An 11,266-nucleotide genomic window follows, 5' to 3' on the forward strand; every position below is an offset into this window, starting at 1 on the left:
GGCTGCCGTCGGCGAGCTGGTCGCGGTACGCTATGCCAAAGATCTGCCACGACGTCACGAACAGTCCGGCCAGTACCGGTCCGATGATGAAGCCCATCGCCCCGATGGCCAGCAGGCCGCCCAGAGTGGAGAACAGAATCACAAGGTCGTGCATCTTCGTGTCACGGCCCACCAGCCACGGCCGAAGGATGTTGTCCACTGAGCCGACAACCAGCGAGCAAAACACCGTCAGCACGATGGCCTTTGTGACCGCGCCGGTCGCGAACAGGATGATCGCGGCGGGCACCCAAATCAGTGCGCCGCCGATCAGGGGAAGAATCGACAACACCGTCATGAGCACGCCCCAGAACGCCGCGTTGGGGATGCTCAGGGCCCAGAAGGCGAGGCCGGACAAGGTGCCCTGAATCACTCCGATCACGAGCGTGCCTTTGATCGTCGCGCGCGTAATCGAGAGGAACCGCTGGATCAACAATTCCTTCTCGTCGCCGTGGAGCGGCAGGTACTCCATGGCGCTTTTGAGCATGGCCTGGCCATCGAGCAGGAGAAAGAACATCGCGTAAAGTGCGAGGAAGAAATTCGCAATGAACGACACGGTGCTCAGCGTTGTGGCCGACAGCGACGACATGAGGAAACCGCCCATCGAGTTCACCACCTCGCCCGCTTTGGTGAGGATGACCGTGCGATAAGGTTTGAAATACTCGTCATACCCCGGCAGCTTCTGCAGCCGTTGATCCAGGTAGGTCGGTGAGTTGATGGACTTCTCGACGATCGGCCGGACGTTTGTCGTGATGTCCGAGGCCTGACTGACCACCAGGCCGCCAATCGCCACGAGCGGGCCAATGACTCCGATCAGTGTGAAAAGCACCGTGAGGATGGCGGCGGGAATCCTGCGACCGCCCAGCCAGCGGGTGAAGTGCACGAACACAGGCCGGAGCAAGCCCGCCAGAATAGCCGCCACCATGAGTGTCATGAGGAACGCCTGCAGCACCTTGATCATGGCGATCGACACGCCGATGACCAGTGCGAGCAAGAACGCTTTGCGATAGAGAGAGCTATCAGGCGTCGTCACAGCCACTTTGCCTTCCTGAACCGGAACACGAGATACACATCGATAAGCGCCATTACGATTATCGTCAGCGGGAATCCGTACGGCGAGTCCAGGGCAGGCATGTGCCGGAAATTCATGCCATACACACCGGCCACCATCGTCGGAACGGCCACGAGAGCGGCATAGGCCGCCAGGCGTTTGGTGACTTCGTTCTCCTGCAGGGTGATGAGCGACAGGTTCACTGACAGCGCCGTGCCGACCATGTCGCGCAGGTTGTCTGTGGACTGCTTCAGGCGCTGCAGGTGGTCGTAGACGTCTCGAAAATAGTCGTGGAGCCCGGCGCAAAGCGGTGGAACCCGCCCGCCATGCAGCTTGCTCGTGACTTCCAGCAACGGTCCGATCGCATGGTCCACCACCATCAGGCGCTGTTTGAAGGTGTAGAGGGCTTCCACCTGTGCGCGCGTGGTATTGCTGGCGAAGATGCGCGTCTCAATTTCTTCGATCTCACGCGTCAGCGTATCGATGAGGGGGAAATACCGATCGACGACCGTGTCCATGAGCGCGTAGAGGACATAGGCCGGCCCATGCCGCAGCAGGTCCGGCTCGTCCTCGCACCGGCGCCGGACTTCCGCGAACCCCTGGCTCGTCTCGCGACGGACCGAGATCACATACTGCGGCCCGACGAAGATTGCCACTTCGCCAGTTCGCATGTCGTTGTCATGCGCCTCGATCATGTGGAGCACGACAAAAATCGACGCGCCGTACTCTTCAATCTTTGGCCGCTGATGTCCGCGGCTGGCGTCTTCCACCGCCAGTTCGTGCAGGTCGAACTCCTTCTGCAGCCGCTCAACTTCCGCGGATTCAGGATCCTTCAGCGCGACCCAGACAAAACAGCCCGGATCGGCCAGATGTGCACGGATCTCACTGATGGGGATATCAGCGACCTTTTGCCCGCGTTGGTATGCGACGCAATTGACAAGCACACGGGCATTCTAAGGCGTTCTGTGCTCAGGTGCTCACGTGCTCCGGTGCTCTAGTGCCGTGCTCGGTGCTGAGTGCTTGGTGCTGGGTGCGCACCGTGCACCTGTGCACTAGAGCACACAGCACGGCACAAGAGCACGCGAGCACTTGAGCATGTGAGCACGGGGGGTTTACAGTAGCCCTATGCTGATCACCCGACGAACGCTTCTGTCTACCGTTGGCGGCGCCGCGCTGGCTTCCGTCGTCGCGCTCGGGGCCGCCGTGAGCCGGCCCATCATAGCCCATAACTCCGCTCTTCTTTTCCGAAGTTGAACGATATCGCGGACAAGGGAAGGAGGCAGCGCCTGCAAATCGGCACCCAGCAGGTCCAGCTGCGCACCCAGTGCCTTGGCGGCTTCAATATGCGCGTGATCGAAACGCCCATCCAACAGTGCGGTCAACTGTTGTATGGCCCGGTGCGTGTGCTGCCGAGTGGCTGCCAACTCTTTGCCGGCGTCGGGCCGGATAGACAAGGACTCGACGCCCTGAATGCGGTGCCCTTGCAAGTTTTTCAGTATTTCATGCCATGCCTCGTTGATGGGTAGCCCAGCGGCTTCGCGCTCGACCCGACTCAATTCCTCCGAGTAGCTCAGCACCAGCAGACTGCTGGGTACCAAGCCCAAGAGCATGGCGATCAGGCCCACCATGGTGAGGCGCGTTTTCAAGCTTAAGTGCTGGGTCAATTTAAGTGGATTCATGGGTCGCTGGTGGTTTGCTCGGGGCGTCGCCGGCGCTGAATGAACTGTTGGCTTGGCTGGCCTAATCTTGGTTCAGTCTTGTTATGAACGACAACTGCAATGGCCCGATTGGACTACACCAGAATGTCAAGCTGGTGACTCGTGGTTTGTCCTGATTGCATGAGTGGGGTTGGTGAGTATTGCGTCACGGAAATCCCCTGCATAAATCTCGCATCAGACCATCGCCTCGACAACCATCTGCACCCGCTCTTGGCCCTGGTATTCGTCGACGCTGAGCCGGTAGGCCATTTGCCCCTGGGCCGGCACGGGCTCGATATGGCCGAACCAGATCGCGTCCCGCAACAAACCGGCCTGTCGCAACCTCAGTTTCATATGCTTCTCGCCGACGATGCGCTGCGAGATGATCTCCACGTGGTCGCAAAACAGCGGCGCCTCGAAGGCCTGGCCCCAGACTTGCTCCTCCAGGGCCCGTACGCTGGCCGGGTTGAAATGCTCGGACGCCAGCGGCCCGTCGGTGCGCAGGGTGCGGGTCAGCGCTGCGGCGTCCAGCCATTCGGCGGCGACCTGGCGCAAGGCCGCGTCGAAGCAATCAAAACCGTCGTCCGCCAGCGTGCAGCCGGCCGCCATCGCATGGCCACCAAACTTTTTCAGCAGGGCGGGATGGCGCTTGCTGATCAGGTCCAGTGCGTCACGCAGATGAAAGCCGGCAATCGAGCGGCCCGAGCCTTTCAGTTGGCCATCGGCGCCGCGAGCGAACACAAAGCTCGGCCGGTGGATGCGGTCCTTCAGGCGCGAGGCAATGATGCCGACCACGCCTTCATGAAACTCGGCCTCGAAGATGGCCAAGGCCGGCGGCGGCTCGCCCATCAGACGCGGGTCTTGCAGCAAGGCATCGAGCTTGAACTCGGCCTGCTCGCGCATATCGGCCTCGATCACGCGCCGCTCGCGGTTGATCGCGTCGAGCTGCTTGGCTAACTCCAGCGCGCGGCCGGGGTCATCGGTCAGCAGGCATTCAATCCCCAGCGTCATGTCCGACAAGCGGCCGGCCGCGTTGATGCGTGGGCCCAGCGCGAAGCCCAGGTCGAAGGCATTGGCGCGCGTGCTGTCGCGCCCGGCCGCGCTGAACAGCGCGGCCACGCCGGCATGGGCCCGGCCGGCACGCATGCGCTTCAAACCCTGCGCGACCAGGCGGCGGTTGTTGGCGTCGAGCTTGACCACATCGGCCACCGTGCCCAGCGCCACCAGATCGAGCAGGCCGTCGAGTTTGGGCTGGCTTTGCGTATCGAAGCGGCCACGCGCACGCAGCTCACTGCGCAGCGCCAGCAGAACGTAAAAAGCCACACCGACACCGGCCAGGTTTTTGCTCTCAAATGAGCAGCCGGGCTGGCTGGGGTTGACGATGGCCGCGGCCGCCGGCAGCTGGGTGACGCCGTCGAACACTGCCGGCAGATGGTGGTCGGTCACCAGCACCTGCAAGCCCAGCGCGTTCGCATGGGCGATGCCGGCGATGCTGGCGATGCCGTTGTCCACCGTCATCAGCAGCTGCGGCTGGCTGCCCTGGGCCAGCGCCAGGTCAACAATGGCCGGGGTCAAGCCGTAGCCATGGATGGCGCGGTCCGGCACCACATAGCTGAGGCTGGCCGGGCCGGCGCCGAGCAGGGCCAAACCCCGCAGCGCGACGGTACAGGCGGTGGCACCGTCACAGTCGTAGTCGGCGACGATGCAAATGTGCTGGCGCGCTTCAATGCAATCGGCCAATAGCCGCGCCGCCTCGGCAATACCCTTCAAACCGCTGGGCGGTAGCAGCTTGGCCAGGCCCGCATCCAGCTCGTCCGCGCTCTTGACGCCGCGGCTGGCAAACAGCTGCGCCAATAGCGGCGACAAACCCGCTTGCTCAAGCGTCCAAGCGGCACGAGGTGCGGGCGTGCGTTGGACCAAATTGGGCTGAGCGCTCATAGGGCGAGCAGGCTGCGTGCGACATCGGCGCGGGGTGGCAGCAAGGCCTGCCAGAGCTTGAGCAGGCGTGGCCGCGGGCCCAAGGCCCAAGTCTGCGCGTGCCGCTCGCCGCAGAGCGTCAAGCGCGGCGCGCCTTCTCCTTGTTTGGCCTGCGCCAGCAACGCCGCGACCGGGCCGGCGTCGAGGCGCAGCCAGGCCTGACTCCAGGCCTGCCAGTCGCCGGCCAGCAAAGGCTCTTGCAGCACGGCCTCAATCTGCAAATCGGCCGGCAGTGGCTGGCTGTGGCTGTCATTGGCGCCGCAGCCGCTGATCCACACCGAGTTCAGCGCCAGCGCGCCGGCCGCTTCGCGGGCCTCATTGAGGGGGTGGCCGTGCAAGAGCATCTGCACCTCGTTCTGCAAAGTGCGCAAGCGCCTGGCCTCGGGCATCCAGATGTCCACATTTCGGTGCAGCACCCGCTCCAGGCTGGCGCTGCGCAGGCCGGCAAAGCTGGGATGGGCAATCAGCCATTGGTGGGTGCCCAGCCATTGCGAGGTGTAACCCTCGGCGGCCGGCCAGAGCTCGGCCAGACTGTTGAAAAAGGCTTGCGATTCACGCTCGGTCAGGGCCAATGCCTGCGGCGGCAGGGCGGTGATTTGCTCAGCGCCGACCGACAGGTGGAGGGGGCTCAACAAGGCCCAGGCCGCCGCACTCGAGCCGCTCGCCTGCAGCGCCCACGCGGCGGTGGGCAGGCAACCGTCCGTTGCCGGGCAGCCGCGCAACTCGGCCAGCGCGAGCTCAAAGGGTGTGTTGAAGCTGTATTCGTCACTGCCGAGCGGCGCGCCGACCGGCGTCAGCAGCGGCAGCAGTTGGGCCAGATTGGGCAGGTTCAGTTCGGCCAGGGTGTGGGCGGCGGCCTCGCCGACCGCGCTGGCATGGGGAATCATCAGGTGCATGGCCTGGATTATCGTCGGGCCCTGTTTTGGTCCCGGCGTCACACAAGCTTCACCAAGCTGCCACGGCCCCGACATCGCGCGCCGTCATGCTCCGGCACATGCAGCATGACCAGCTCCTCACGCGCGCCGCCGCCGCCCTGGCCAGCCCCGATGCCGACTCTCTGGACGGTGGCACCGACCAACCGAGCCGGCGTTTTCGCACGGTCTGGATTTCCGACATTCATCTGGGCACGCCCGGCTGTCAGGCCGAGGCGTTGCTGGAGTTCTTGCGTGAGGTGGAGTGCGAGCAGCTGTTCCTGGTCGGCGACATCATTGACGGCTGGCAGTTGCGCCGCAATTGGTACTGGCCGCAGGCGCACAACGATGTGGTGCAAAAGCTCTTGCGCAAGGCCCGCAAAGGCTGCCGGGTGATTTTCATTCCCGGCAATCACGATGAATTTGCGCGCAAATACGTCAATCACGATTTTGGCGGCATCGAGGTTGCGCAGGAGTGGATCCATGAAACGGCCGATGGCCGCAAGCTCTGGGTCACGCATGGCGATCTGTTCGACGGCGTCATTCAATGCGCGAAATGGCTGGCCCATGTGGGTGACACCGCCTACGAGTTCACCCTCAAACTAAACAGTTACCTGAATCGGCTGCGTGCCCGCCTGGGCCTGCCCTATTGGAGCCTGTCCAAGTACCTGAAGCTCAAGGTCAAGCGGGCGGTCAGCTTTATTTCCGACTTTGAAATTGCGGTCGCCCGTGAGGCTCGCAAGCGAGGCGTACATGGCGTGGTGTGCGGCCATATTCACCACGCGGAGCTGCGCGAGATCGACGGCATCCTCTACGCCAATGATGGCGACTGGGTCGAGAGCCTGACTGCCTTGGTCGAGCATGCCGACGGCCGGCTGGAAATTCTCGATTGGAGCGAACACCACCGGCGCCCGGCGCTGAAGCCGGCCGTGTTGCAAACAAGCGCCGCGGCCGTCGCTTAGGCTCCATTAAACTAGTCGGATGACCCTAGATACCCCCGCCGTCACCCTGCTCAGCCGTGAGCAAGCCATTCTTGAATTCAATCGCCGGGTGCTGGCGCAAGCGCAACGCAGCGATGTACCGTTGCTGGAACGTTTGCGTTATGTTTGCATCGTGTCCTCGAACCTGGATGAGTTCTTTGAGGTGCGCTTTGCCGACATGCTGGACGCCGCGCGCGACCCGCAGTCATCGATCAGCGGCCGTGATGTGGAGCGAGTCGGGCGTGCCGCCCATGCGTTGATCGACGAACAGTATTCAATCTTCAATGAGCATCTGACGCCCAAGATGCGGGACGAGAACATAGTCATCCTCAACCACGCCGACCGCGATGCCGCGCAGCGTCAATGGGTGGCCAAGTTCTTTGAGCGCGAAGTGCGGCCCTTGTTGGTGCCGGTAGGTCTTGACCCGGCCCATCCGTTCCCCCAGGTCGCCAACAAGTCGCTGCATTTCATTGCGCGGCTGTCGGGCAAGGACGCCTTCGGGCGCGATAACCGCATCGCCATCGTGAAGGTGCCGCGGGTGCTGCCACGCGTGATCAAGCTGCCGGCTACGGTCAGTGATGGCCGCCAAGTTTTTGTGCTCTTGACCAGCGTGATCCGCGCCCATCTTGAGGAGCTGTTTTCGGGCCGCAAGGTGGAGGCTTTCTCGCAGTTCCGCGTGACGCGCGACTCCGAGCTGGAGGTGGACGAGGAAGAGATTGCCAATCTGCGCCATGCGCTGCGTTCGGGCCTGACGACGCGCAATTACGGCCGCGCCGTGCGGCTGGAAGTCACCAACAGCTGCCCGGCTGAGTTGGCGGATTTTTTGCTGGAGCAGTTCGACCTGCCGGCCGCCGCGCTGTACCGGGTCAATGGCCCCGTCAATCTGGTGCGCTTGAATGAGTTGATTGACCAAACCGAGGCGCCGCAGCTGCGCTTTGTACCGTATGAGCCGGTCTGGCCGGAGGCGCGCCTGCCGCGCCAAAAATCGATCTTCGAGTGCATACGCAAGGGCGATGTGCTGTTGCATCACCCGTTCGAGAGTTTCGATCCGGTGGTGCAGTTTCTGCGCGAGGCGGTAGAAGATCCGGCGGTGATGGCCATCAAGCTAACGATTTACCGCACCGGCAGCAAATCGGTCCTGATGGATTTGCTGATCGACGCAGCGCGGCGCGGCAAGGAAGTGATGGCGGTGGTCGAGCTGAAGGCGCGCTTTGACGAGGAGGCCAATATCAATTGGGCCGAGCGCCTGGAGGCGGTCGGCGCGCAGGTGGTGTACGGCATCGTCGGCTTCAAGACGCATGGCAAGCTGATGCTGATCACGCGCCGCGAGGGCAACCGGTTCAAGCGTTATGCGCATTTGTCGACCGGCAATTACAACCCCAAGACGGCGCTGCTGTACACCGATCTGGGTTATTTGACCGCCGACCCGGACCTGACCGCGGACGCCGATTCGGTCTTTCGCCAGTTGGCGTCCTTGGGCAAGATCAAGATGCCGCGCCGGCTCTTGCTGGCGCCGTTCAATCTGCACAGCAGCATGCTGGAGCATCTGCTGCGGGTCGAGCAGGCGGCCCGCGCGGGCCGCATCGCGCGCGTGGTCGTCAAGATCAATGCGCTGACCGACACCGAGTTGATCAACGGGCTTTTGAGTGCGGCGCAGGCCGGCGCCAAGATCGACCTGATCGTGCGCGGCGCCTGCATGTTGCCGCCCGGCCTGCCCGGCATCAGCGACAACATCGTGGTGCGCTCGGTGGTGGGGCGCTTTTTGGAGCACACCCGCATCGCCTATTTCCGCTGGGGCGCCACGGATGCGGAGGAGGCGCTGTTTTTGTCCAGCGCCGACTGGATGAGCCGCAATATGTTCCGCCGGATTGAAATTGCTTGGCCGGTGCAGGATGCCAAGCTGCGCCAGCGCGTCATCGACGAGGCCTTGCAGCCCTATTTGTACGACACGCTTGACGCTTGGCAGTTGGGGCCCGATGGCCGTTCATCACGCGTGGTCAGCGCGACCGGCGTCAGTGCGCAGCAGGCCTTGATGCAGCTGTTTTTAACCAGCTGACGGCTTTGTTTGCCCCAGGAGCGACGACGATGGATTTGATCTTGTGGCGCCACGCCGAGGCCGAGTTGCTGCAGGACGGCATGAATGACTTGCAGCGTGGCTTGACGGCCAAGGGCGAACGCCAGGCCAAGCGCATGGCGGTGTGGCTGAATCAGCGCCTGCCGGCGAGCACGCGCGTCTTGGTCAGCCCGGCTCAGCGTACCCTCGGCACGGCTGAAGCGCTGGGGCGTGAATTTCGTAGCGTCCCCAGCATTGCGCCGGACGCCAGCGTTGCGGACTTATTGGCCGCCGCCCGTTGGCCCGATGCGACCGAGGCGACGCTGCTGGTCGGCCATCAGCCGACGCTGGGCCGCTTGGCATCGCTGCTGCTGACCGGCCATGATCAAGCCTGGAGCGTCAAGAAGGGCGCGGTCTGGTGGTTGCGCTCGCGGCTGCGCGAGGGCCAGACTGAAGTCTTGCTGCAGGCGATGCAGGCCCCCGACTTTCTCTAGCCAGCAAGCTAGGCCAGCGTCAACTCCAGCATGCCGCTGCGCGCCCAGGCCGCGGTTTCTTCCTGTAGCAAGAAGTGGGTGCGGGGGTGGGCACCGGCCCAACCCTTGGCGAGCGTGACCACAACTCGCCGGCCCTGACGACTCAAGCGCAAGGCCTGCGGATCTACCGCGCCGCTGCGCGCATGGCATTTGATCAAGGCCAGGCGCAGGCTGAGCAGCTGCCAGAGCAGGCTTTCGTCCTCCAGCAGACCGTCCAATTTGCGCAGACCGCCGCGTTGACCTAACGCCAAGTCACCCAGGCGTTTGAGCTGATCTTGCGAGAAACCGGCCGCATCCACATGGGCCAGCAAATAGGCGCTGTGGCGATGGTGGTCATGGTGGGAAACCATCATGCCGATCTCGTGCAGCGCGGCGGCCCAATTCAGTTCGCGCTGGCGCTCCCTCGGAGCCCGCGAGCAAAGTTGCTTGTACATCACGTCTGCGATCGACTGCACGCGCGCGGCCTGTGCCAAATCGACCGAGAAACGCCGCTGCAAGGCCGCCACCGAGGCGTCGCGCATGTCCAGCGAGCTCAGGCCCAACGCGGCCGCGCTCTCGGCTTCCAGGCGCTCAATCAAATCGAAGATCACGCCTTGGCGCAGCGCCCCCTTGGCCGGCAGCAGCTCGTCAATGCCAAATTGCGACAACAAGGTGTAGAGAATGCACAGGCCGCCGCCGACCACGGCACGGCGGTCTTCTTTGAGACCCGGCAGCTTGAGCTTGTCCATGCTGCCGGCGGCCAGCGCCTGCTCCATGCACCAGCGCAAGCCTGCTTGGGTGATGCGGCCGTCCGTGATACCGCTGGCCGCCAGGATTTGTGCCACCGCGCCGACGGTGCCGGAGGAGCCCAGCGCCTCTTGCCACATGGCCGGTTTGAACAGCGTCAGCGCTTCCTCCAACTCGGCGCCGGCGGCGACCTGGGCGGCGCGGAACGCTTCCGCCGTGAACTTGCCGTCGGGAAAAAAACGCAGCGACAGGCTGACGCTGCCGACCTGAAAGGACTCGGCCGTCAGCGGCTTGCGGCCCTTGCCCAGAATCATCTCGGTCGAGCGCCCGCCGATGTCGATCACCAGGCGGGGCAGGGTCGACGGCTGCATGCGCGCGACGCCGGCGAAGATCAGCCGCGCTTCTTCGCGCCCGGAGATGACCTCGATCGGGTACCCCAGCACGTCCTTGGCGCGCTGCAAAAAGGCATTTCGGTTGCGTGCTTCACGCAGTGTTTGCGTCGCCACGGCGCGCACGCGCTCGGCCGGAAAACCGCCCAAGCGCTGCGCAAAGCGCTGCAGGCAATCGAGCCCGCGTTGCATGGCGGCCTCGGTGAGCATGCCGTCGGCGTCCAGCCCGGCGCCCAGGCGAACGGTTTCCTTCAGGTATTCAAGTCGCTTGTACTGGCCGCGCGGCATGTGCGCGATCTCCAGCCGGAAGCTATTGGAGCCCATGTCGATGGCGGCGAGTGGGGCGGCAAGATCGGAACTCAGGGGAGCAGCTGGCAAATTCATGGCCATGATTGTCGGTGCAAAAAACGATAATCTCGGGTCAGCCGACGAGCTTTCTTGTCCTTTGACGCGCTGGCGCCGGCTAACAACCGCAGGCGCCGGGGCCGCGTCCGCGGCCCCGCTTGACACGGTTGATAAGATACGGACAAGGTTTGCGCGACGCGCAGCCACCTGAACCGATCCAACCGCGCCGACTGGGCGCGGTTCTAGTTTGGGCATGCGCAGTTCACTGGAAAACCATGACTCTTTTTTATATTGTGCTGGCAACCCTGGCCGGCGGGCTTTTGTCGGTGTTGATCGCTGCCAGCTTGACCGTGAGCTTGCTTGGGCGGGTGGTCAAGCATTTGGTCAGCTTGTCGACCGGCATCTTGCTGGGCACGGCGTTGCTGCAGGTCTTGCCCGAAGCGTTTGAAAGCAAGGCCAGCCCGCAGGCCTTGTTCATGACCTTGCTGGGCGGCCTGATGTTTTTCTTCTTGTTGGAGAAGGCCGAGTTGTATCGCCATACCCATCATCACGAGGGTGACGGCCATCA

The 11,266-nt window shown here is 63.4% G+C and carries 10 protein-coding genes; 4 read left to right on the forward strand and 6 right to left on the reverse strand.

The genetic code is table 11. From position 1 onward, the window contains the following. The 5 genes from RMO57_RS15230 to RMO57_RS15250 form a co-directional block, all read right to left on the reverse strand. On the reverse strand, positions 1–1,075 hold a 1,075-nt coding region (locus RMO57_RS15230; protein ID WP_310388040.1), incomplete at its 3' end, for an AI-2E family transporter. Continuing rightward, the gene (gene corA, locus RMO57_RS15235) at positions 1,066–2,031 is read right to left on the reverse strand and encodes a magnesium/cobalt transporter CorA (RefSeq protein WP_310388043.1); all 966 of its coding nucleotides are present in this window, start codon (positions 2,029–2,031) and stop codon (positions 1,066–1,068) included. The genes RMO57_RS15230 and corA, both read right to left, overlap by 10 nt. Positions 2,032–2,199: 168 nt before the next feature. Next, positions 2,200–2,715 carry a hypothetical protein gene (locus tag RMO57_RS15240; RefSeq protein WP_310388045.1) on the reverse strand — a complete coding sequence of 172 codons (516 nt, stop codon included), beginning with the start codon at positions 2,713–2,715 and terminating at the stop codon, positions 2,200–2,202. 264 nt (positions 2,716–2,979) lie between these two features. Beyond that, positions 2,980–4,722 carry a single-stranded-DNA-specific exonuclease RecJ gene (gene recJ, locus RMO57_RS15245; RefSeq protein WP_310388047.1) on the reverse strand — a complete coding sequence of 581 codons (1,743 nt, stop codon included), beginning with the start codon at positions 4,720–4,722 and terminating at the stop codon, positions 2,980–2,982. Continuing rightward, the gene (locus tag RMO57_RS15250; protein WP_310388049.1) at positions 4,719–5,657 is read right to left on the reverse strand and encodes a hypothetical protein; all 939 of its coding nucleotides are present in this window, start codon (positions 5,655–5,657) and stop codon (positions 4,719–4,721) included. Before RMO57_RS15250 ends, recJ begins: the two co-directional genes overlap by 4 nt. A gap of 98 nt (positions 5,658–5,755) precedes the next feature. On the opposite strand from RMO57_RS15250, the gene RMO57_RS15255 reads away from it, so the two are divergent. The 3 genes from RMO57_RS15255 to RMO57_RS15265 are packed head-to-tail and all read left to right on the forward strand — an operon-like array spanning position 5,756 to position 9,199. After that, positions 5,756–6,634 carry a UDP-2,3-diacylglucosamine diphosphatase gene (locus RMO57_RS15255; RefSeq protein ID WP_310388051.1) on the forward strand — a complete coding sequence of 293 codons (879 nt, stop codon included), beginning with the start codon at positions 5,756–5,758 and terminating at the stop codon, positions 6,632–6,634. A gap of 19 nt (positions 6,635–6,653) precedes the next feature. Beyond that, a complete protein-coding gene (gene ppk1, locus RMO57_RS15260; RefSeq protein WP_310388053.1) occupies positions 6,654–8,708 on the forward strand; it encodes a polyphosphate kinase 1 in 2,055 nt (684 codons plus the stop codon). Positions 8,709–8,737: 29 nt separating this feature from the next. Continuing rightward, on the forward strand, positions 8,738–9,199 hold the full coding sequence (locus tag RMO57_RS15265; RefSeq protein WP_310388055.1) for a SixA phosphatase family protein: 462 nt from the start codon (positions 8,738–8,740) through the stop codon (positions 9,197–9,199). Between the two features lie 8 nt (positions 9,200–9,207). On the opposite strand, the gene ppx is transcribed toward RMO57_RS15265, so the two are convergent. After that, positions 9,208–10,737: an exopolyphosphatase gene (gene ppx / locus RMO57_RS15270; RefSeq protein WP_310388058.1), complete on the reverse strand. Its 1,530-nt coding sequence runs from the start codon at positions 10,735–10,737 to the stop codon at positions 9,208–9,210. 236 nt (positions 10,738–10,973) lie between these two features. Here ppx and RMO57_RS15275 point away from each other — a divergent pair. Further along, positions 10,974–11,266, forward strand: a 293-nt coding sequence (locus RMO57_RS15275) for a ZIP family metal transporter (protein WP_310388060.1), incomplete at its 3' end; no start/stop codon positions are given.

It is taken from the genome of Roseateles sp. (genome assembly GCF_031397715.1).
GTDB lineage: Bacteria > Pseudomonadota > Gammaproteobacteria > Burkholderiales > Burkholderiaceae_C > Paucibacter_A.